Here is a 22,442-nt window from a genome sequence, read left to right as displayed (position 1 = left end):
GATACATATTAAAAAAATAATTTTAGTGGATTATTATATAATCATTTTCCCCAATACCTTAACCTTTAATTTATTTGTACTGTTTGTATTATTTATTATATTAATTTATTTTAATTATGTCAACTAATAGAAAATGTCACTGAAAACTAATCCTCAGTGGCATTTATTATCTCCTTAACCTTCATTAGACGCGTTATTGTACTTCTTTCGTTTTCGTCCAATTTCATTCGAATAAATCTGATTGTTTCTTCCAAATCAGGTATCGTCCTATATTCCAATGCATTTACCCTTCTTCTTGTCTTCTCAATTTCATCCGCCATCAATTGACAAGCCTTTTCCACTTCAGCCAACTCTAACAATTTTGGCATAATTCCATACAGTTTGGCTATCGCATCATCTAATTCAGAAGATGTTTGTGCAAAGCCGTATGGATAGATGCTTCCCTCATCATCTTCTAATTTTCTCAAAAAATTCATTACCGGAATGTTGACACTCATTACATTTTTTTTCTTTATATCTACAGTTATAGTCTCCTTTGGAAAAGCCACGGCTTCTTCCAGCATCTCAGGAGACATAACTGCACTTGCCAATAGAAATTCTTTAAATGAATCCTTAAGCTCTTCCTCAACTTCCACTCTCAGTTCCTTGTTTCTCCTAATAAGCTCAATAAATCTTCTCATAAGCTCATCCTGTTTATCCTTTAGTAGCTTATGCCCTCTTGTTGCGGTTGAAAGTCTTCCTTTGAGCTCCGTAAGTTGCATTCTGGTAGGGTTAACATTTAGTTTTGTCATCTAATTACTCAACCCCTTTGTCACCTTTATCCAGATATTTTTCAAGAAATTCTTCACTTATTCTCTTAAGCTCTGTTCTTGGAATAATCTGTAATAATTCCCATCCTAAATCTAAAGTTTCGATGATATCTCGATTTGTATAATATCCTTGATTGACATATCTTTTGTCAAATTCTTCGGCAAATTTGGCAAAAGCTTTATCTGCATCGGATAATGCTGATTCTCCTAAGATGGTAGCAAGCTCTCTAGCTTCTCTACCTGCTGTATATGCTGCATAAATCTGGTTCATCGTATCCGCGTGATCCTCTCTGGTCTTCCCCTCGCCTATGCCTTTGTCCTTTAATCTGGATAGCGAAGGCACCACGTTTATTGGCGGTTCAATACCTTTTTTATATAATTCTCTGGATAGTATAATCTGACCTTCCGTTATATATCCTGTCAAATCCGGAATAGGATGAGTTATATCATCTTCAGGCATGGTTAAAATCGGTATCTGAGTTATGGAACCTTTCCTTCCTCTAATCCTGCCTGCCCTTTCGTATATGGTCGAAAGGTCAGTATATAGATACCCGGGATATCCACGCCTTCCGGGTACTTCTCTTCTGGCTGCAGAGGTCTCTCGAAGTGCTTCTGCGTAATTTGTCATATCAGTTAATATTACAAGTACATGCATATCCTTTTCAAAAGCCAAATACTCTGCACAAGTAAGCGCCATACGCGGAGTTGCAATTCTCTCAATTACCGGGTCATCAGCCAGATTCATGAATAGTACCGCTCTGTCTATGGCACCTGTTTTTGTAAAGTCATCTATAAAGAAAGTAGCCTCTTCAAAGGTAATACCCATTGCAGCAAATACTACCGCAAAGTTTTCTCCACTACCAAGCACCTTTGATTGTCTGGCAATCTGTGCTGCTACTTCATTGTGCGGAAGTCCGGATCCTGAGAATATCGGGAGTTTTTGACCTCTTACCAAGGTATTTAATCCATCTATACAGGATATCCCCGTCTGAATAAATTCATCGGGATAATCCCTTGAAACCGGATTTATCGGTACACCGTTTATATCTATTTTCTTTTCGGGAATAATAGCCGGACCATCGTCCTTTGGACGACCAAGCCCATCAAATATTCTGCCTATCATATCGAAGGATACACCTAATTCAAGAGGTCTGCCCAAGAATCTTACAGTAGTTGATTGAAGATTGATCCCTGCAGAACCTTCAAACAGCTGAAGAGTTGCTTTATCTCCGTTTATTTCCAATACTCTGCCTCTTCTTTTTTCTCCATTTCTTAATTCTATCTCTACTAATTCGTCAAATTGGGCTCCTTCAACACCCTCTACTACCATCAACGGCCCTACAACTTCTTTAACTGTTTGATACTCTTTAAGCATTAAGGATCCCTCCTTTACTTATTAATTTGTCCATACTTGTTTTTATTTCCTGTGTAATTTCATCTATTTCAGATATATTGTCCTCTGGTATATATTTTGCCCTTGTAATTCTCTCCCTTACGCTCATATGTTCAATTTCTTTTAGATAAACTCCATTATCCAAGCCTCGTTTGCCTTGTTCATAAAATTCCAAAACCATCTTCAACATTTTATCCTGTTTTTGTAATGAACAAAAAGTATCCACATCGTGGAAGGCATTTTGTTGCAGATAATCTTCTCTTATGGACTTAGTTGCTTCAAGTTTCAATTGATCCAGCTCTGACAGAGAATCCCTGCCTACCAATCTTACTATCTCCAACAATCCCTGCTCCTCTTGAAGCAAATTCATCGCCTGTGCCCTGTTGCAGGAAAATTCTCTGCTAATATTTTCATTCATCCACTTATCCATACCGGATTGATACAATGTATATGAATCCAACCAGTTAATAGCCGGAAAATGCCTACTGTAAGAAAGGGCATAGTCAAGTCCCCAGAACACTTTAACTATCCTAAGGGTAGCTTGCGAAACGGGCTCGGATATATCCCCGCCAGGTGGTGACACTGCACCAATTACCGTAATAGCACCTTCCCTATTATCACTTCCATAACAAATTACTTTGCCAGCTCGTTCGTAAAACTCAGCAACACGAGAACTCAGATATGCAGGATAGCCTTCTTCTCCGGGCATTTCCTCAAGGCGTCCCGACATCTCTCTTAAGGCTTCCGCCCATCTGGATGTTGAGTCTGCCATTATAGCTACTGAATATCCCATATCTCTAAAATATTCTCCTATTGTAATTCCCGTATAAATAGAAGCTTCTCTGGCAGCTACCGGCATATTGGATGTGTTGGCAATTAAAACAGTCCTTTTCATCAATGATTCACCGGTTGACGGATCTATTATTTCAGGAAATTCCATAAGAACATCCGTCATTTCATTGCCACGTTCACCACAACCTACGTATACCACTATTTCAGTATCAGCCCATTTGGCAAGTTGATGCTGAATAACCGTCTTTCCGGATCCAAAGGGTCCGGGTATTGCAGCAGTTCCGCCTTTTGCTACAGGGAAAAAGGTATCTATAACTCTTTGTCCTGTAACTAAAGGAACCGTTGGATTTATTTTGCGTTGATATCCTCTTCCTCGCCTTACAGGCCATTTTTGCATCATTTGAAGTTTCCTGCCATTATCCAATGTGCAGATATCATCAACAACTGTAAAATCTCCTGATTCTATGCTATTTATTACACCTGACACTCCATATGGAACCATTATCTTGTGCAGTACTATCGGGGTTTCTTGTACCGTTCCGATAATATCACCTTGTGCTACCCTGTCCCCAACCTTCGCCGTCGGTGTAAATGTCCATTTTTTCTCTCTATCCAAATTTTTAACTTCCGTTCCTCTAGACAAAAAATCTCCTGTTAAATTTTTTATATCTTTAAGAGGTCTTTGAATTCCATCAAACATAGACTCTATAAGTCCGGGTCCAAGCTCTACTGAAAGAGGCTCTCCGGTTGTATAAACGGGATCCCCAGGTCCGATTCCTGTTGTCTCCTCGTATACTTGAATAGAGGCTCTATCACCTCTCATTTCTATTATTTCGCCAATAAGTTTATAATCTGAAACATGAACAACGTCATATACGTTAGCTTCTTCCATCCCCTCTGCAACAACTAAGGGGCCTGATACCTTAATTATTTTTCCAACATTCAAGATTAGCCCTCTCCTTTATATATCAAGATTTTAATTCAAGGTTCTTTGCATCTTTGCAAAAAACTTACCCCATACGTTTAGCGAGGCTCACCTTTGCCTAGTTATAATATATTTGTTCCTACTGCCTTTTCCACTCTTTCGTTAATTTTATCCATGCCAATATTTAAGCTTCCACGGTTGCTCGGTATAAGGATTACCGCAGGGATTATCTCTTTATTATATCTCTCTATGGTGTCCGGAATAAGCTTTGCCAACTCTTCAGTAATAAAAATTATTCCATAGTTATTGTGGGCAATAAAGTCCACAATCTTTCTAGTCTCTTCACTTTCATAGGCAGTAAATACATCTACCCCCAATGCCTTGAAAGCCAGTATTGAATCTTTATCTCCTACAACAGCAATCTTAAACATATAAATCACGCAGCCTTTCTCTTATATCTTCCGGAGAAAGATCATTTAATTTTGAAACCATGATTATCCTTAGGACTTTAATTTCAGTCTCTTTGGCTATTATATAGGAAAATATTGGTTCCGGACCAAAGATTATATTTTTAGACCTTTTGTTTAACTCCATTAAATAATCATCCATGTATTTTTCAAAATCCGATAGATGATTAGTCTCTTGATATGATTCTAACCCTTTTTTAAGTTCTTCACTAATTCTATAGTTTTTAAATTTATTTATAATTATATCTATAGAATCATTTAAAGACAGTACAATATCATTTTTATCAATTTTACCATTTGGTAATAGGACATCCTCTAGAAAATTTATGTCTTTATTTTGTTTTTTTATTCTAATTAATGTTTTGACATTTATAAAATCTATCGAATCTTCCACATATTCTATAAATAACTCAATTCCCGTACTTTTAGCCATTTTGTATAAATGACTGAAATATATTTTATCAAGTACTATATCTATCCTTTGGGGGTCATTTGTCTCATCATAATCCTTGATTGCAGTTTCCAAAGCTTCCCTAAATTCTTTTTTGATTTCCTCATAATTATCAGTTAAAAAATCATTTTTTAACTTTTGAATGTCTATGGTCCCAATTGGAATATAATTTTGGGATAAATCAGTATTGAGTATTTTTTCTTTTAATAATACCTTTAGATTATGATAATCGTACTTTAGAGCAAGTAAGTCCACCACAATTTGATCTTCCTTAGCTATCTCTCTCATTAATTTATATACCCTTTTAAGCTCCTCGGATAAGATTTTTTCATAATCCTCAGAGCGAGAAATATTAGCTATCCCATTTGAGTATTCAGTTTCATTAAGCATCCTAAAAACTTCATCTATATCCTTAGCATCCACCATTCTATCAATTTGCGCTTTTGAGAGAAGCCTTTTTTCAATGACTTTGGTTCTGACAACACCTTGGACAAAATCCATCCTATCCATGAAATCACTCCTATTCTTTAAAAAGGCTATGGACTATACTAGACTCAAGTTCATCTCTTAAGTAATCTACAATGGAATCAAAAGTATAATTCAATATCGTATTTTTGTCCTTTATCATAAAACCCGAATCTACGGTTTCCGTATCGGATATTTGTAATGCAAATCCTGCATTCTTTACACTATCTCTCATATTTTCAGAAACAATTAAATTTTCAGTTCCTTTCAATTTTAAATTCCCAATATTGCTTTTAAGAAAATTTAAATAATCTTTTTCATTCATATTTGTAAAACTTGACTTAGCTAATTGAAAAGTTCTTTCCATTGTATTTCTCTTTGCTGATATCTTTTTATCTCTTGCCTTAAGCTTTGCATTTGATACTATTCCGTATCTAATTGCCTCAGCTTCATTGTTTGCGCGTTCCAGTATCTCTTCAGCTAATCTTTCTGCTTCTTCTAGCCTAGAACTTACTAAACCCTCTTTCTTTTTTTCAGCTTCCTTTATGATTCCCTCAGCTGAACTTTTGGCATCATCAATGATCTTTTGCGTTAAGTTTTCTAAATTTGACATCACTTCACATCCTTAATTTTTCTAGAAACCTACTGCGTTTACAAGGATTAAAGACATAACAAATGATAATAACGCATAAGTTTCTACCATTACCGCATAGATGATACCTTTTGTAGCCTGCTCTCCATTCTTTGCCAATATAGTAATTCCGGCAATAGCAACCCTACCTTGATAAATGGCCGATAGCCATCCTACAACAGCCACAGGGACACATGAAATTAATAAATATAATCCCTGCGCCAATTCCATGCTAGTATTTAATTTACCCATTACCAGCAACCCTATAACAAATCCGTAAAGACCTTGTGTGCCCGGTAATAACTGCAATACAAGTGATCTACCAAACTTTTCCGGTTCCTCAATAATAAGCCCCGATGCTGCCTCTCCAACTAATCCTACATTTTTAGCTGAGCCTATACCCGGACATAAGACTGCTAACACAGCACCTAAACATCCAAAAAATAAACCACCATGTTCAATTAAAAATTCTGAAAATTTCATCTATTGCTCCTCCTTAACTATTTTAAGTTTATATATTTGGGATTGCTTCTAAACAATTTAAACTGTACGCCTCCGCCTTCATAAAATTTACCAAAAAACTCTACAAAGGTAAGTCTAATAGCATGGACATAAGCACCTAACATAGAAAGTCCCATATTGAAGACATGTCCACCTACAAAAACCACTGCTCCAAATATTATGCCTATTAAGCCTTTACTATTCAACATCTGTACCATCATATTTATAGCGCTTGCAATAAAACTTCCTGACAATCCAAGTGCCATAAGTCTCGAATAAGATACCAAGTCACCTATATACCCGGATATTCCATATAGGGAATATAAACCTCCTGCCAATTTTCCTCCTATGCTTTTATAATCTCTGCCTCCGGTAAGTAATATTCCAACCATACCTATTAACATTATGTCAAATGATATAGTCTTTACTATAGGGGGAAAAGGCATAAAAGATGAAAGTAAATAAAGTATACTGCATGTTAATGCCATATACCAAAATCCTACATCATAAATAGCATCTTTAAAGTGTCCATCCCTTATATTTAGATAGGCCTTTATACCTAATCCAAAAAATATATGAATTAATCCAAGTGCGATTGAAAGTATCAATACACTTTGATAATCCTTCGAAAGGTCCAATAATCCCTTCATTGGAATAATTCCACCAAAGAATGACCCAAATATTACACCCCAAAAGATTATTGCAAAGCTTATATAATAAAGAAATCTTATGAATCTCTTAGTAGACTCCGGGAAATTAAATACCCTTAAGGCTACAAAAGTACCAATTAACATCAGTAGACCATATCCAATGTCTGCAGCCATCATCCCAAAGAAGCATATATAAAATGGCGCTAATAACGGTGTAGGATCTATCTCATTATATTTTGGAAATGAATACATAGCTGTTAATGATTCAAAGGATTTATTGAATTTTGAGTTGTCTAACAATATAGGTACATTTTCATCATTCTTGTCCGCATCCTTAACTTCAAGATAATATGGATTATTCAAAGAATCGCTTACAACTTTCTTAAACTCTTGAATCATGTGAGATGGAATATATCCCTTTATTATATCTACATTAGGAGTTTTAAGAAATTTTTCCGATGCTGAAATCCTTAACCTTTTGTTCTGAAGGTATTCATAAATAATTTCTAAATCAGATATATTTGCAGCCAGTTTTTTTGTTTCATTTTCATAATTTTCTATTTCATTTTTAATATTGCTAATTTCATTCCTAGTTTTTTCTATTTCATTTTTAGGAGTATCTTCTCCGGACAATTTCACTTTTATAAAACCATTATTTCGAAGAATATCACTCACTATTTCATACTCCGAGATATCCGATATAGCCAATAAATATAAATTTTCTTTATCAAAACCTAAATTTTCAAAATACGTATATTTTGTATCGGATAAATCATTGTTCAATTTATTCATATATTTAATGGGAATTGAACCTATGAAGACTTTACTTATTTCAAATTTATCTAAATCCTTAATTGCACAATTTAATTTTATCCAAGGGTTTAACTCGAAAATCAGGGCATCTAATTTATTTAATTCTTGAGCTAAGTTCTCCTTTTTTGCTGAGTACTCTCTTATCTCATTATATAAAGGAAGATAATCTATTCCCAATGCCTTTTCTTCAAGCTGATTAAAATCATATGTTTCAAGACCATTATTTAGGGCTTTAATTCCGGTAGGCTTTTCAGTATAATTTGATAAAATATCTATTAAATATTTTACCTTACGAACTTCCTCATCAATAGCTGCAATTCTCTCCGGAACCTCAACACTTTCTAATCCATCTTCTTTTAATTCTTCATTTTCATCTAGATTAAGGAAATGAACATATTCAAATTGTTGAAGCTTCTGAAGAAGCTTTTCCCTATCATGATCAAAAGCAAACAAGTTGAATTCGCTCATATTAACTATTGCCATTTACATTCACAACCCTCTTAATAATAATGCCAACTGCATTTATTAAATCTTCATCTTTCAAATTTAATAGATCGGATGCTTCCTTGGATCCTCTTTCAATAATTGATTTTGCCGAATTTTCGCCTTCTTCTATAGCCTTGTCTTTAATTTCTTTGGCCTTTTTTTCTGCGTTTTCTATAATTTTTTTGTATTCGTTTTCTCCCTGTATTTCAGCCTCCTGTCCTAATTTCTCAGCTTCTTTAGTTGCATTGTTTAAAAGTTCTTTTGCCTTTTCTTCGGCTTCTTTTACCATTTGCATTGCATCCTTTGCCACATCACCACCACCTAGTTTGATTGTTTTAAAAACATTTCTATAAGTATATATTTACTATAAGTATATATTTTATTACAAATAGGAAAATATTGCAATATGAGGTGCCTATTTAACACGGCAATCGCATGAAAAGTTTACTTTACTAAAACTTCTTTAAACTATCTAAAAAAAGACCGGCCCCAAAAAGCCGGTCATATGATATCCTTCGGAGATACCCCTAACTATCCACCCAAGGTTATATCTTGAATTTGATACCAATCCAATGCCTTATTAAATTGCTCTTCGGTAAAATCAGGCCAAAACTCATCTATTATATAAAAATCGGAGTAAACTGATTGTAATGGGAGAAATCCACTGAGCCTTCTCCTACCGCCCCATCTGATTATTAAATCCACCCTGGATATATCTTTGGATTTTATGGAGCCAATTAAGTCATTTTTTTCTTCCATTTTTAAATAGCTTTCAATATCCCATTCCCAATCATAATTGACTAAAAAATTAACCTTTACTCCCCCTGAGCCAAATTTCTTTCTCTCTATATATGGAAATAACTCTTTGGGAAACATAGGTGATTCGTAATTTCCCATAACTAAAAGTTCTGCATTTTCTCTTGATAACATCTCAACAGCATCAATGCATGCCCTTGTAAATGCTAATCGTTGAAATTTAGGTCTTTTGGTATTGTCAACTGTAAACCCGTAGAAGGTAAGCTCCTTGATTCCATATCTTTCACAAAGTTTAAAAACATGTAACCCCGGATCCAAGCCCCTATCATAGCCCTTTTCCTTTGTTAAGCCATTGGTCAAAGCCCAGCGACGATTGCCATCAGGAATAATTCCTATATGTTTCGGCACTCTCATCTTAAATTCCTCCCTTTTTGTATCTTTACCAATAATAATTAAAAAATACATTATTTTCAAAATATATAAGGGAGATAAAACTCTTATTTCCAGACTTCTTTTAATACTCTAAGAGCATTGCCACCTATTACCTTTTCTATATCCTCATCAGAATAATTATGTTTGACCAGCCATCTTAAAATATTCCAGGATGCTTCTGTGGGATTCTCAAGCCCCTTTACATATTCGACTTCATCATAAGCCACACCCTTGTTGCTCGTTTCTTCTTTTGATAGACTGGCTGAAAATACATGATGCAGACCTACGTGATCTCCATATAAAGAATCAATCCCAAAGGACACATGATCTATCCCTACCAAATTGGCTATATATTCAAAATGTTCCATTACCGATTCAATATCATGAGTCATATTTGTCTTTGTCATGGTGGTATGAGGAGCTGATTCTACTCCGATTACTCCTCCTTTTTCAGCAATTGCCTTTATCAAATCATCATGGAACAATCTCTTACTATCCCATAAAGCTCTTGCTCCTACATGGCTTGCAATAATCGGTTTTTGCGAATGTACGACTGAATCGAAGGCTGTTTTAGGTCCGCAGTGAGAAACATCTATCAACATTCCCACTTTATTCATTCTCTCTACTGCCTGCTTGCCAAACTTTGTAAGCCCTCCGTCATTATCCTCCTTAAGTCCGTTTCCTAAGGCATTTGACTCGGAATATGTGATGCCAAGCTGTCTTACTCCAAGACCATATAGTATATCAATCCTATCCAATTCATTCTCTATCGGTGCCGCCCCTTCGATTACAGCTACCCATGCTATCTTTCCTTCTTCATGGGCTTTATATATATCCTCTACTCTTTTACAATGGATCAAAAAATCTTGATGGGCTAAATCACAAAGACGCATGCCCAAATCATGGATTATATCTCGCCATTTCCACCCATATTTTGAAGAGATGGTATTTGTTCCATCCATCATATTGTCAAATACACAATCCAAATAAGACTTTGAAAGTGCCTCATATGCACAGAATTCTCTCCCGGCAGTATTATATGCTGCAGTTTCGGCTATATTCTTTGGATAAAGCGCCGGATGCTCATGAAGAGCAATAAATATCTTCTCCTGAGCTAATTTTTGTACCCGTTCTTCCTCTGTTTCTGACAGAGGAATTAAATATTCCCCTGCCCAATTCCAATCAGCAAATTCAAATACAGGATAATCCTTCCCGGCTTCTAAATATGAATATGCTTTATATCCTTTATATTCAGTTCCTTTACGCATTTTATTTCCTCCTATTTTTTGTATACTTTAACTAAATCCTTCACATCCATCAGACCATATAACCCGGGTGTTATTTCCCAGCCATCAAAATCTTTTGAATATCCATAAGCATTTATTCTAACCCAAGTGTTTATTGATGGAAGTTCCTTTACAAATTCTTTCTGAAATTCGTTCATTATCTCTATACGCTTTTCATAATTTGGTTCAGATGCTGACTTTTCAAGCAATTCATCTAACTTATCATTTTTATAGCTCATAATATTTAGAGCTGCATCCGATTTATAAATTGTACTCAATGATGAATCGGGGTCGTCTATTACTCCCCAGTCAATAACATTTATATCAAATGTTTTTTGCTTTACAACCTTATCTGTATATGTTGCAGGATCTACAGGTTGCAGGTTAATTTTTATACCGGCCTTTTCAGCATTGGCTTTAAATATATTTGCAATTGAATCTATATTTGCTGTGGATGTACGATATATTAAGTCAAATTCCAGTAGTTTTCCATTCTTTCCTTCTCTTACGCCATCTCCATTGGTATCTGAATATCCTGCCTCATCTAATAATTTATTAGCTCCTTCAATGTCAAATGCCGGATATTTTATATCTGATTTTACCAAATCAGGAAAAACAGGTGATATCGGTGTATCCATCTTAATAGCTCCGCCTTGTATCGCTATGTTGACCAATGCATCTCTGTCAATTGTCATAGCAATTGCTTCCCTAACCTTTTGGTCGCTTAAAAGTTCATTTTTATAATTGAAACTGAAGTATCCAAATCCCAATGAGTTGACCTTTTCAATACCAAATTTATCGGGTTCAGCCTCCAATTGTTTTTGAGCTGCAATAGGCAATGCCGAACCGGATACATCTACTTCTCCATTCATAATAGCCAATACCAATGCATTTGCATCCGGAAATACTCTAAAGGTTATAGTGTCCAGATATGCACCTTGTCCATCATTAGCCAATGGCCAATTCTCTACTCTTTCAAGCACATAATATTGCCCTTTTACATAATCCTTTACCTTGTATGGCCCAAATCCCAAACCATCATAGTCATAATTTGCCGGATCATCTACATTTTCAAATACATGTTTCGGCATTATATCCACCCAGAAACCCATCTGTGATAGGAAGTTTACCTGAGGTGATGATAAATAATATTTTATAGTTGTATCATCTACGATTTCAGTTTTTTCGACGGATGCATACATATCTGCACCATAGCCTAATTTATACTTTACAGCATAGTCAGCTGTAAAAGCCAAGTCTTCCACTGTAAATGGGACTCCGTCATGCCAGCTTAAGCCATCATGTATTGTAACCGTATAAACCAAAGCATCATCGCTGATATTATAGTCCTTTACTATATACGGAACTTTGTTTGCATTTTCATCTGTTACCATCAATGCGGGTAAAACCAAATTCATTATCATTGAGGAATTCATATCATTTGAATTCCAAGTTGCAAGGCTATATGGATCTCCGGTGATTCCTACTACCAATTCCCCTCCTACTTTTGGTTCAGATGCTGTGTTATCCGCAGGTGTTTGTCCCGGATCTTCAGAATTGTTTGCAGGTGTATTGTCATTAGCACAACCGGATACAAAAGCCGATATTATAATTGATACCATTAGAATTGCTAATATTTTTCTCTTTTTCATCTTTATCCTCCTTAAGTTATATTTTTTTTAATACTCGTCCTGAAAATGTATTTGTCAAATTGCCTTCATATATTGTCAATTGTCCATTAACGATAACATAATCCACACCTGTAGCAACGGTTAAAGGTTTCTTATAGTCCACCTCATCAGGTGAAGGGAAGTTATAGTTCTCTAAATCAATTATTGATATGTCAGCAAAGTAGCCTTCTTTTAATTCGCCTCTTTTTTCTATTCCAAAATGTTTAGCTACCATAGATGTATTTCTTCTTACAATCTCTTCATATGGAACTCCTTTTTCCAAATACATATTTGCAAATATAGGAAATCCCCCTCTTCTAAGCAATTCATACCAATCAAATGGATCTTCCGGGTCTCCTAGGATTTCATCTGTGCCAACACATACATAGGGATTGTCAATTATTGATTGTACATGTCCGTTTTTGGGAAAATCCGGTCTGATTCGTCCGCCCAACCAAAAAGTATAATTGTTGTCGTCTGCTAATAAGTCAAGTATGCATTCATCCGGGTCCTGATTTCTTTCATCTGCTATGTCTTGAATCGATCTATATTCCAGTTCGGGTATATCTGAATTGATTATAAATTTATCCGACTTATCTCCCGCAAATATATATGCATCTTTTTTTATTGTTTCCCTGCCTTCTTTTGTTTTTAATGCCGCCTTAACTCCTTCTTCACCTTTGGAAAACAGATCATCTGATATTGCCATGACAAATTGTATTAACCTCGACTTACTGGTACAATGTCCGGTACTTAAAGGTATAGTATCCACCAAGACTCTCAATCCGTCTTTTGCAGCATTTAAAGCAACATCGAATGCTTCTGGACAAGTTGACTTCAAATGCGATACCTGTATTTTTACTCCGCTTCTTTTACCCACTTCAATAAATTCTTCTGTAGCTTCTTTGATTCCAATCATATGTCTCAGATGTGCTGCAGCCACACCGTCATATTCTTCAATTATTTTAGCTACATCTGTTAATTCATCAATATCTGCATATCTGCTCGGAACATAATCCAATCCAAATGATATCCCCCACGCTCCTTGTTCCATATTGTGTCTTAATATTGATTCGATTTCCTTTTTTTCATCTTCACTTGGAGGTCTATTGTGAGCGCCGTCCATGACAGCCCATCTAATAGTTCCATGTCCCATCAAAGTTACGAAATTTAATGTACTGCCTTTTTCTTGAACAGCCTCGGCATAGCCTTTAAAATCATTCCATTTGGGAAAACTTTTTTTATACTCATCCCTTTGTTTAGTGCTCATAAGCCCATTTCCCCAATAATAATCTATTATTTTTTCCGTAGGTCCGGGTACTATTGAATGACCGCAATTGCCATTTACAACGGTGGTTACTCCTTGTCTTAAACAATATTCATAAGTGCCGTCTATTAAGCATATCCATTCCTCATGTACATGTGGGTCTATTAACCCCGGAATTACCATTCTTCCAGTTGCATCTATTTCTCTTACTCCTTTTTCATCTATCGAATTTGATATTTTTTCAATTCTATCCCCTTCTATAGCTATATCGCCTTTATAAGGCTTTTTCCCTGTTCCGTCAACAATCAATCCATTCCTGATAACTACATCGTACATTTGACCACTCCTTATTCTCTAGATTTTGGATTTAATATTTCGTTTATTCCGGTACCTAACAGATTAAAACTAATTACATAAAACATTATAAAAACGCTGGGCCATAACCACCACCACCATGGATTGGGCGTATCTATTACCGCACTTGCATCCCATGCTTTCTTTAGAATAGCACCCCATGACCAGGTAGTGGGATCTCCCAAACCTAAAAAGCTTAACCCGGATTCGGATAATACTGCAGTTGCCATAATCAACGTTAGGTTTACCAATACAGGTCCGGCTACATTGATTAAGATGTGTTTAAATATAATCCTATAGGAAGGAATCCCTAAACATTTTGCAGCTTCAATATATTGCATTTCCGATATCCTCAATGTCGCATTTCTGGTTACCTTTGCTAAGGAAGGCCATGAAAATAAACCGATTACTACGGCCACATTTATTATGGACGAACCTACGATAGCAGCGATAACTATCATCAATGGCAAAACAGGCAAAGTAAGAAATATATCAATAAGCCCATCTATTACGGACCCTATTTTCCCCTTTTTATAACCTGAAATAAGTCCGGCAGGTAACCCTATAACCGCTGCTACAAGGACAGCTATTGCCGATACATATAATGATGACCTTGCTCCCCATACTACCTCTGCAAATACATTTAACCCCAGATTATCAGTACCAAACAACATTCCGCTACCGGGAGCTACCAAAATTTCAGTACCATATCCTTTAGGATAAGCGGCAATCGTTGGTGCAAATATACCTAATAAAACTATAAGTAAAACTCCGAAAAATCCTATCATGCCCATGGGATTTCTTATGAAGGATTGAAAAAAAGTTCTATTGTTTTGCATAATCTTATCCCTCCAGTTTTATTCTTGGATCTATCCATGCAATTATTAAATCCGTAATTATATTCATAATAATTACACTGAGTGCCAAAATTATAAATGAGCCTTGAAGTACAGGATAGTCAAGTGCTGATACGGAATCATAAATCAGTCTTCCTATCCCCGGCCAAGAAAAAATACTTTCTGTCATAACGGCGCCTCCTACCATTGAACCCATCATAAGTCCGGTGACGGTTATCGTGGGTATCATAGCATTTTTGAGAGCATGGACTTTTATAACCTTATTTTCCTTAACTCCTTTGGAATATGCCGTTCTTATATAATCTTCTTCAAGTACATCTATCATGCTGTTTCTGGTATACATTAAAATACTTGCCACATTAGCAGTAAATAGCGTAAGAGATGGTAAAATTGCGTGCTTTAGCACATCAATAACATAGCGTATCCCCTTTGCAGGCGGCGGAGTATATGCGCCTCCTGTCGGCAGCAATTTAAAGTAATAAGAAAATAAATATAAAAATAAAAATGCAAGAAAAGGAACAAAAACGGATATCCCTACCATCACTACAATATTTATCAATTTGTCCGAAAACTTTCCTCTATGCTTAGCTGAATATACACCTATAGGAATGCCCACCGCTAATGATAAGATAACTACTATAAACAAAAGTAATAAGGTCCAAGGAAGCTTTTGCATAATAACTTGACTTACAGGCTCTCTTGATTTAAACGAAGTCCCAAGATTTCCTTGTAATAGCTGTTTCAAAAATATTATATATTGTTCCCCTTTTGTTTTATCCAGTCCGAACTCCTCCATCATAGCCTCTTGTACCTCCGGTCCCATTTTGGGATCGATTAGAAGATCAACCGGATTTGAGGGCATAAACCTGATAATAAAAAATGTAATAGTAATGGAAACAAAAAATATTAAAAAAGCTTTTAACAATCTCTTTGTTATATATCTAGCCATTTATTTCCCCCCTTTTCCGAGAAATGACATCTGACAAAATGGTCCGTATCTATTTCTCTTAATTCAGGATGTGTTTTCCCGCATTTATCTTGTGCTTTAAAACATCTGGAGTAAAACCTGCATCCTTCCGGTGGATTTACGGGGCTGGGTATATCTCCTTTTAGGATAATTCTCTCCTTGATTCCTTTGGATTTTACTTCAGGTATTGCTGAAATCAATGCCTTGGTATAAGGATGTTGTGTATTTATAAAGATATCTTCCGTATTGGCAATTTCCATGATCTCACCTAAATACATAACCAAAATCCGATTGCTGACATACTTTACAACAGATAAATCATGCCCTATAAAGATATAAGTTAGATTTAACTCATCTTTTAATCTGTTAAATAGATTTAGAACTTGCGCCTGAACTGATACGTCTAAAGCCGATACTGCCTCATCGCAAATCAGGACCTTGGGATTAAGCGACAATGCTCTTGCTATCCCTATCCTTTGCCTTTGTCCCCCGGAGAATTCATGTGGATATCTGTCATACATCTCCGGCTGCAAACCTACCAGATTAAGCAGCTCCTCTACCCTAAGACGAACATCTTTTTTATTTTTAATCAGTTTATTCACAATTATCGGTTCAGCAATGGATTCTCCTATCTTTATCCTTGGATTTAGTGATGCATATGGATCTTGAAATACCATTTGAATGTCACTTCTAACTTTGGACGCATATTTCCCTTTTACTCCGGTTATTTCATCTCCTTCGTAATATACCTTCCCTGATGTAACCGGTATAAGTCCAAGTATAAGTCTTGCAAGGGTAGATTTCCCAGAACCCGATTCACCTACTATGCCCAGCGTTTCCGATTTATGGAGCTCAAAGGATACATCTTCAACTGCATGTACATATTTCTTGGTTCCAAAAGAGCCTATATCAAAATATTTAGTTAGATTTTGTATATCAAGTATTATTTCTGACATGGGCTTCCCTCCGAATTGTTATATTTCCAGCATTCTACAAAGTGATTATCTCCAACCCTTGTTAGTTCAGGTTTTATACCCTTACAGGCTTCTGAGCTTTCTTCACATCTGGGTGAAAATCTACATCCCTTTTCAAAGTTCTTTACCGTTGGCACTATTCCCGGTATTGTATACAACTCTTTTCCCTTTGAATCCAAGCTTGGAACAGCTGCCATAAGCCCCTTGGTATATGGATGCTTTGGATTTTCAAATACTTCACCTATATTACCTCTTTCAACAACACAACCTGCATACATCACTACTATTTCATCACAAAGTTCTGAAACGACGCCTAAATTGTGAGTAACCAGCATCATGGAACCTTTTTGTTTTATATTTTTCATCAACTCTAAGACTTGAGCTTGTATAGTGACATCTAATGCGGTAGTGGGTTCATCTGCAATTAAAAGTTTAGGATTGCATATAAGTGCCATGGCAATCATTACCCTCTGTCTCATTCCACCTGAAAATTGATGCGGATATTGATAATATCTGGTTTCAGGATTAGGTATACCTACCAATTCCAATTGCTCCAGTACATTAGCTTTTATTTCACTGTTTTTCATACCGGGAAAATGTACCTTTAAGGCTTCCCCTACTTGGAATCCAATTGTATGTACAGGATTAAGAGCAGTCATAGGTTCCTGAAATATCATAGAAATATCCTTTCCTCTAATATCTTCCATTTGTTCTTGGTTCATATCAAGAATACTGTCCCCTTTATATAAAATGTCCCCTCCTTGTATTGTTACACCGGAGGGAAGAAGTTTTAATACAGAAAGGCTAGTCATGCTTTTACCGCATCCTGATTCTCCTACAACACCCAGCGCAACGCCTTCTTTGATTTCAAAAGAGATATCATCCAATAGATTGAACTCATTTCCGCTTTCATCTTTAAACCCCATTCTGAAATTCTTAAATTCGATAATATTGTTCACCTTAGCACCTCCTTGCCTACTTTACCCCTTGATGGTGATAAATAGTCAAAATATATTTTTACTATATTACAACAGGTCAAAATGATTGTCAATAGCTGATAAACACTAGCTTTTAGTAGAAATCGTTTGCCCGTTTTCTGAAATTAGCAAATAGTGTTGAAATTCAAACATTCTGATAATTTAAAAAATATTTTTTTAAAAAAGAAAAACTCCTATAAATTTAAAAATTTATAAGAGTTTATACACAGCTTATTCAATTCACAATTCACAGTTCACAATTCACAATTCACAGTTCACAATTCACAATTCACAGTTCACAGTTCACAATTCACAATTATAAAATATTCTGCTTTCCCTTTGAATTTCTCCGTCGGTGTTTTTAGCCTCAAAGGTCACCACATAAAACTTTTCAATCAAAGGGTTTTTAATCTTATAGGATAAAGTACTTGTTTCTTTGTCAAATGTAGGATTGTGAACTATCCCATTTATGATTATTCTAAACCCTGCTTGATCTATTTCATTTCCTTCAATTTTTGCCTTTAACAACGGAGTCCCATCCTTTATGATTTCTCCCATCTCCAGGAATGGTTCTATTCTAATATTACTGGCCTTATTTGGTACTTCTGCTAATTTATCACATTCCTTTATTACCCTTAAAAAATTCTTACCTAATATTTTTTGTATTTCTTCTTTTTTATAGTTTCTTCTAACTAATTCTTCAGTAATTTTATATATTTTTGAAGAATCCTTTAAATCCTTCGGCATAGTAGCTCCATCAAAGTCAGAACCAATGCCTACATGGTCAACTCCAATTAATTTAACAGCATAATCTATATGGTCCACAAAATCTTTTATAAAGGTTTCTTTTTTGTCTGTTAAAAATTCAGGGTATAAAACTATGCCTATTACTCCACCATTTTTAGCGAGGGCCTTCAGCTGTTCATCATTTAAGTTTCTCTGATGTGCCTTCATAGCATAGACTCCTGAATGCGAGGCTATCACAGGTGCTTTTGTGGTATTGATTACATCCCAAAAAGTGCTTTCAGCCATATGAGATACATCTACTATCATTCCAAGTTCATTCATCCGTTCAACAACTTCCGCTCCAAGCTCTGTAAGCCCTCCCGACGAATGTGTCCCGTCTCTATCAGCATAGGCTCTATAAGCCCCTTCCCCCAGATCATTGGAATAATTCCATGTAAATCCGATGACTTTTACACCTAAATCATGGTATTGTTCCAACAATTCCATAGCATTGTCTTCTACCAAAGAATAGGCTCCTTCCATGGTAGGAACTGCCGCAATCTTTTTTGCCAATATGCCTTTTTCAATTTCATCATATGTAGACGAAATTTCAAATATATCTGCATTGTTTTTTTCCGTCCAATACAGTGCATTTATCAGGGCAAGCGTTCTGCTTGCACTTTTGTTTGGATTTCCATAATAGGCGGAAGTATATGCCGAGAAAAATGGAACCTTCAAATTCCCTGCTCTAAGTTTAGGAATATCGATTTGATTTTGTGTTTCTCGTCTTATATCTATATTGGGTAACCAAGTTGTTTCATCGATTATTTTCATCATGGTGTCATTGTGACCATCGACTACAATTGAATCAATATGCAATTTTAATGGATTTATTTTTTTATCCGTTACTGCAAAGGACTTAACAGAAAAATTCAGCAACAAGACGATTATAGTAAAAATTGAAATTATAGTATCCACTTATAATTCACCTCTTTAATTATTATACATTATTGGAATCGCTATTTACAGCCTGCAATCAAAATTCATATATAACTTAAAAATGTAATCCAAAAAAATTTAATGTAACTTTTTTGTATCTTTTTTTACCACTACAGTGTATAATCAAAATAAAGGGGTGAGTTATGTGAAAGGATCTAAAAAATTATTGGCCTTTAGTATAAGTATATTGATGATACTATTGCTTCTAGCAAGCTGCAGTGGTAAATCCAGCGAACATACCGCGCTATCCGAGAATACAACCGCCATATCTGAACCGGCCTCAGCTTTACCTGATATAACTTCAGAAGCTGAAGAATCTGATTCACAGAAATCCTTTGGGAACGGACTAAATTCAAAATCAAGTCCTCTGGAACCCAAGAAAGTTATTACCACTATCCAGCTATCCTTTGAAACTACGGAATTTGAAAAATCTAATGAAGAATTAAATAAAATAATAGATAAGTATAATGCCTATGTGGAAAATTCCAATATATCCTATAACCATTATTATAATCAGCAAATGTATAGATATGGAGAATTTACTATACGCGTGCCGAAAGATAAAATAGTAAGTTTTAAGACGGAGCTAAACCTGATAGGACATATGGTAAGCGAGAATACCAACAAACAAGATGTAACAAAACAATATCAGGACACTGAAGCCCGACTTAAAGTTATAACTACTAAGGAAGAAAGAATACTAGCCCTATTGGAAAAAGCGGAAAAAATTGAAGATATCATAACCCTTGAAAAAGAGCTTAGCGAAATCATCTATGAAAAAGAAAATCTAAAAACAAATTTGATGGATTTAGATGACAAGATTGATTATAATACATTTTATATTAGCTTACAGGAAGTTCAAAAGGTTTCAGATACAGAAACAAAGGATACTTCCTTCGGAATCAGAATTAAAAATGCATTTAAAAACTCACTTTATTCTTTTAAAAAAGGCATCGAAAACTTTATAATTACTATTATTTACAATTTACCGTTTATATTAATTATTGGGATAATATTTTTCATAGCTTATAAATTGTTTAAGAAAAAGAAAAAGAAGATAGATAAAATAGAGTAGAATATAAAATCCTAGGCCTATGCCTAGGATTTAACTATATTTATTTGCCTTTTTTAATCCAGGATGCTACTTCTACTACCCTTTTTGCCTGATGTTTTACTGCATCTTTTACATCTTCAATCATATTGCCATCTTGTCCTTGGGTGACTGAGGTACCATATGGATTGCCACCTGCTTTAAATATAGCAGGGTCTGTAAAACCGGGTGCTACGATTATTGCTCCCCAATGCATCATAGAGGTATATAGTGATAAAATAGTATGCTCTTGACCTCCATGAGGATTTTGAGCTGAAGACATAGCAGATACAACCTTGTTTGCCAGTTTCCCTTCCGCCCATAAGCCGCCTTGTCTATCTATAAAATTTTTCATTTGTGAAGCCATATTGCCAAATCTCGTTGGTACACTAAAGATTATAGCATCAGCCCATTCCAGATCATCATGACCTGCAATAGGAACGTCCTTAGTAGCCTCAGCATTCGCTTTCATTCCCTGATCCTTATTGATTACATCTTCCGGAATCAATTCATCCACTTTTAACAGCCTTACTTCTGCACCTGCTTCTATTGCCCCTTCTTCTGCCCACTTAGAGAGTTGATAGTTAGTACCATAAGCACTATAGTAAATAACTGCCAGTTTAACCTTTTCCATTAATTTTGCTCCCTTCAATTTATATTAATTAAGTATTATCCATTAGTATTTATAATATACCCAAGTGTTATATGAACAAACAAAGTATTCACTGTTATATGGATAAAGAAAATGCCACGGGAATTATCCCAATGGCATAATGAATTTGGTTGTTTATTGAAGGGTAAAATATACTTTGCTCCTTCTTTTTCATTAGATCCTTTATCAATAAAAACATTATTATTAAAATACAGACCAGAAAAAATATCGTCTTAATCCTTCCGGAAAATTTAAACATGATAACATTCCTCCTCTATACATACTATTCAAATGTATGAATTTGCTCCAAGAAAGAAAATGAACTTTTTATGGGTTATAATACTCTTATATATAGATAGGGGTGAAATGAGGTTGAAATTTAAGTTATTGGTTAAGAAAGCAAAAAAGAAGATAAGGTTAAATTCAAAATATAATCGAACTAGGATTGGATTAAATATATTCTCATAGTATTAACTAAAATAAGCGGGACTTATACTACCTTAAGTCCCGTTATTTATACAACTTTCCTATTAATATCTGTCTAAAATTTCTCCATAATATAACTTATGGAAATCCATATCTCCATATACTTCTTTGCTTACTTCCTCATCAAATGCACTAGCATCCATAAATTGAGAATACAAAATTTTGCACTCAAAATGAAGATCACATTCTTTAATAATTGGTGAATTTACCTTTTTACTCTTCCCAATGGTTAAATTAGCAGCCTTAAATTTATCAATGTCTCTCCCCGACTTAGTTCCGCATATTTCAATAGCTTCACTTAAATCAACATTGATAGGTATACTTACGGTAAAATCTTTGCTATTATTAATTATATCATAAGTATATCTGGATTTTCTTACTGCTACCATCATAATAGGTCTATTCCAAATAATCCCCATTGTAGCCCAGCCAATTGTCATTGTATTTAGCCTTTCACCATCTGAAACCGTTAGGAAAGCGCCCTTCGGAAATTGATTAAATATTTCATTAGTGTTTCCAATCAGATTCATTTTATCTTTCATAGAAATCCCCTTTCTTATGCTTTA

The 22,442-nt window shown here is 35.2% G+C and carries 21 protein-coding genes; 1 reads left to right on the top strand and 20 read right to left on the bottom strand.

Annotated elements, in window-relative coordinates; genetic code table 11:
* Positions 1-146 precede the first annotated feature (146 nt).
* The 18 genes from H8707_RS01950 to H8707_RS01865 all read right to left on the bottom strand — a co-directional run bounded on the left by H8707_RS01950 (position 147) and on the right by H8707_RS01865 (position 19,627).
* Entirely contained in the window at positions 147-791 is a 645-nt protein-coding gene (locus H8707_RS01950; protein ID WP_262428470.1) for a V-type ATP synthase subunit D, read from the bottom strand.
* Positions 792-795: 4 nt separating this feature from the next.
* Positions 796-2,184 carry a V-type ATP synthase subunit B gene (locus H8707_RS01945; RefSeq protein WP_262428469.1) on the bottom strand — a complete coding sequence of 463 codons (1,389 nt, stop codon included), beginning with the start codon at positions 2,182-2,184 and terminating at the stop codon, positions 796-798.
* A complete protein-coding gene (locus H8707_RS01940; RefSeq protein ID WP_262428468.1) occupies positions 2,177-3,940 on the bottom strand; it encodes a V-type ATP synthase subunit A in 1,764 nt (587 codons plus the stop codon). Before H8707_RS01940 ends, H8707_RS01945 begins: the two co-directional genes overlap by 8 nt.
* Before the next feature lie 101 nt (positions 3,941-4,041).
* Positions 4,042-4,350 (bottom strand): V-type ATP synthase subunit F, encoded by a 309-nt coding sequence (locus H8707_RS01935; protein WP_262428467.1) that lies wholly within the window; start codon positions 4,348-4,350, stop codon positions 4,042-4,044.
* Positions 4,343-5,347, bottom strand: coding sequence for a V-type ATP synthase subunit C (locus tag H8707_RS01930; protein WP_262428466.1), 1,005 nt, complete (start codon positions 5,345-5,347; stop codon positions 4,343-4,345). The genes H8707_RS01935 and H8707_RS01930 overlap by 8 nt, the downstream gene beginning before the upstream one ends.
* Before the next feature lie 10 nt (positions 5,348-5,357).
* On the bottom strand, positions 5,358-5,915 hold the full coding sequence (locus tag H8707_RS01925) for a V-type ATP synthase subunit E (protein WP_262428465.1): 558 nt from the start codon (positions 5,913-5,915) through the stop codon (positions 5,358-5,360).
* 21 nt (positions 5,916-5,936) lie between these two features.
* Positions 5,937-6,416: a V-type ATP synthase subunit K gene (locus tag H8707_RS01920; RefSeq protein ID WP_262428464.1), complete on the bottom strand. Its 480-nt coding sequence runs from the start codon at positions 6,414-6,416 to the stop codon at positions 5,937-5,939.
* 17 nt (positions 6,417-6,433) lie between these two features.
* The gene (locus H8707_RS01915; RefSeq protein WP_262428463.1) at positions 6,434-8,380 is read right to left on the bottom strand and encodes a V-type ATP synthase subunit I; all 1,947 of its coding nucleotides are present in this window, start codon (positions 8,378-8,380) and stop codon (positions 6,434-6,436) included.
* Positions 8,367-8,693, bottom strand: coding sequence for a hypothetical protein (locus H8707_RS01910; RefSeq protein ID WP_262428462.1), 327 nt, complete (start codon positions 8,691-8,693; stop codon positions 8,367-8,369). The genes H8707_RS01915 and H8707_RS01910 overlap by 14 nt, the downstream gene beginning before the upstream one ends.
* Before the next feature lie 221 nt (positions 8,694-8,914).
* The gene (locus H8707_RS01905) at positions 8,915-9,553 is read right to left on the bottom strand and encodes an undecaprenyl diphosphate synthase family protein (protein ID WP_262428461.1); all 639 of its coding nucleotides are present in this window, start codon (positions 9,551-9,553) and stop codon (positions 8,915-8,917) included.
* Between the two features lie 83 nt (positions 9,554-9,636).
* The gene (locus tag H8707_RS01900; RefSeq protein ID WP_262428460.1) at positions 9,637-10,839 is read right to left on the bottom strand and encodes a dipeptidase; all 1,203 of its coding nucleotides are present in this window, start codon (positions 10,837-10,839) and stop codon (positions 9,637-9,639) included.
* Positions 10,840-10,850: 11 nt separating this feature from the next.
* Positions 10,851-12,509: an ABC transporter substrate-binding protein gene (locus H8707_RS01895; RefSeq protein ID WP_262428459.1), complete on the bottom strand. Its 1,659-nt coding sequence runs from the start codon at positions 12,507-12,509 to the stop codon at positions 10,851-10,853.
* Positions 12,510-12,525: 16 nt separating this feature from the next.
* A complete protein-coding gene (locus H8707_RS01890) occupies positions 12,526-14,130 on the bottom strand; it encodes an N-acyl-D-amino-acid deacylase family protein (RefSeq protein WP_262428458.1) in 1,605 nt (534 codons plus the stop codon).
* Positions 14,131-14,141: 11 nt separating this feature from the next.
* Positions 14,142-14,987 (bottom strand): ABC transporter permease, encoded by an 846-nt coding sequence (locus tag H8707_RS01885; RefSeq protein ID WP_262428457.1) that lies wholly within the window; start codon positions 14,985-14,987, stop codon positions 14,142-14,144.
* 4 nt (positions 14,988-14,991) lie between these two features.
* Positions 14,992-15,954 carry an ABC transporter permease gene (locus H8707_RS01880; protein WP_262428456.1) on the bottom strand — a complete coding sequence of 321 codons (963 nt, stop codon included), beginning with the start codon at positions 15,952-15,954 and terminating at the stop codon, positions 14,992-14,994.
* On the bottom strand, positions 15,939-16,928 hold the full coding sequence (locus H8707_RS01875; RefSeq protein ID WP_262428455.1) for an ABC transporter ATP-binding protein: 990 nt from the start codon (positions 16,926-16,928) through the stop codon (positions 15,939-15,941). The genes H8707_RS01880 and H8707_RS01875 overlap by 16 nt, the downstream gene beginning before the upstream one ends.
* Entirely contained in the window at positions 16,916-17,905 is a 990-nt protein-coding gene (locus H8707_RS01870) for an ABC transporter ATP-binding protein (protein ID WP_262428454.1), read from the bottom strand. The genes H8707_RS01875 and H8707_RS01870 overlap by 13 nt, the downstream gene beginning before the upstream one ends.
* A 321-nt stretch (positions 17,906-18,226) precedes the next feature.
* Entirely contained in the window at positions 18,227-19,627 is a 1,401-nt protein-coding gene (locus H8707_RS01865) for a dipeptidase (protein ID WP_262428453.1), read from the bottom strand.
* A 166-nt stretch (positions 19,628-19,793) separates the two neighbouring features.
* Here H8707_RS01865 and H8707_RS01860 point away from each other — a divergent pair, with 166 nt between their 5' ends.
* Positions 19,794-20,723, top strand: a complete 930-nt coding sequence (locus H8707_RS01860; protein ID WP_262428452.1) for a DUF4349 domain-containing protein — start codon at positions 19,794-19,796, stop codon at positions 20,721-20,723.
* A gap of 40 nt (positions 20,724-20,763) precedes the next feature.
* Here the strand turns inward: H8707_RS01860 and wrbA are convergent, their stop codons facing one another.
* Both wrbA and H8707_RS01850 read right to left on the bottom strand, forming a co-directional pair.
* Complete coding sequence (gene wrbA, locus H8707_RS01855) at positions 20,764-21,372, bottom strand: NAD(P)H:quinone oxidoreductase (RefSeq protein ID WP_262428451.1); 609 nt, start codon at positions 21,370-21,372, stop codon at positions 20,764-20,766.
* A gap of 548 nt (positions 21,373-21,920) precedes the next feature.
* Positions 21,921-22,418 carry a flavin reductase family protein gene (locus tag H8707_RS01850; protein ID WP_262428450.1) on the bottom strand — a complete coding sequence of 166 codons (498 nt, stop codon included), beginning with the start codon at positions 22,416-22,418 and terminating at the stop codon, positions 21,921-21,923.
* Between the last annotated feature and the right edge of the window lie 24 nt (positions 22,419-22,442).

The sequence above is a fragment of the Paratissierella segnis genome (assembly GCF_014385195.1).
Taxonomy (GTDB): domain Bacteria; phylum Bacillota; class Clostridia; order Tissierellales; family Tissierellaceae; genus Paratissierella; species Paratissierella segnis.
Note: the sequence above shows the minus strand (reverse complement) of the source record. Positions and strands in the feature narration are given on the sequence as shown.

Coding starts and splice junctions, on each gene's coding strand:
- H8707_RS01905 (WP_262428461.1), bottom strand. CDS start 9,553: ATGAGAGTGCCGAAACATATAGGAATTATTCCTGATGGCAATCGTCGC.
- H8707_RS01950 (WP_262428470.1), bottom strand. CDS start 791: ATGACAAAACTAAATGTTAACCCTACCAGAATGCAACTTACGGAGCTC.
- H8707_RS01850 (WP_262428450.1), bottom strand. CDS start 22,418: ATGAAAGATAAAATGAATCTGATTGGAAACACTAATGAAATATTTAAT.
- H8707_RS01915 (WP_262428463.1), bottom strand. CDS start 8,380: ATGGCAATAGTTAATATGAGCGAATTCAACTTGTTTGCTTTTGATCAT.
- H8707_RS01920 (WP_262428464.1), bottom strand. CDS start 6,416: ATGAAATTTTCAGAATTTTTAATTGAACATGGTGGTTTATTTTTTGGA.
- H8707_RS01895 (WP_262428459.1), bottom strand. CDS start 12,509: ATGAAAAAGAGAAAAATATTAGCAATTCTAATGGTATCAATTATAATA.
- H8707_RS01885 (WP_262428457.1), bottom strand. CDS start 14,987: ATGCAAAACAATAGAACTTTTTTTCAATCCTTCATAAGAAATCCCATG.
- H8707_RS01925 (WP_262428465.1), bottom strand. CDS start 5,915: ATGTCAAATTTAGAAAACTTAACGCAAAAGATCATTGATGATGCCAAA.
- H8707_RS01945 (WP_262428469.1), bottom strand. CDS start 2,184: ATGCTTAAAGAGTATCAAACAGTTAAAGAAGTTGTAGGGCCGTTGATG.
- H8707_RS01890 (WP_262428458.1), bottom strand. CDS start 14,130: ATGTACGATGTAGTTATCAGGAATGGATTGATTGTTGACGGAACAGGG.
- H8707_RS01900 (WP_262428460.1), bottom strand. CDS start 10,839: ATGCGTAAAGGAACTGAATATAAAGGATATAAAGCATATTCATATTTA.
- H8707_RS01930 (WP_262428466.1), bottom strand. CDS start 5,347: ATGGATAGGATGGATTTTGTCCAAGGTGTTGTCAGAACCAAAGTCATT.
- H8707_RS01935 (WP_262428467.1), bottom strand. CDS start 4,350: ATGTTTAAGATTGCTGTTGTAGGAGATAAAGATTCAATACTGGCTTTC.
- H8707_RS01880 (WP_262428456.1), bottom strand. CDS start 15,954: ATGGCTAGATATATAACAAAGAGATTGTTAAAAGCTTTTTTAATATTT.
- wrbA (WP_262428451.1), bottom strand. CDS start 21,372: ATGGAAAAGGTTAAACTGGCAGTTATTTACTATAGTGCTTATGGTACT.
- H8707_RS01875 (WP_262428455.1), bottom strand. CDS start 16,928: ATGTCAGAAATAATACTTGATATACAAAATCTAACTAAATATTTTGAT.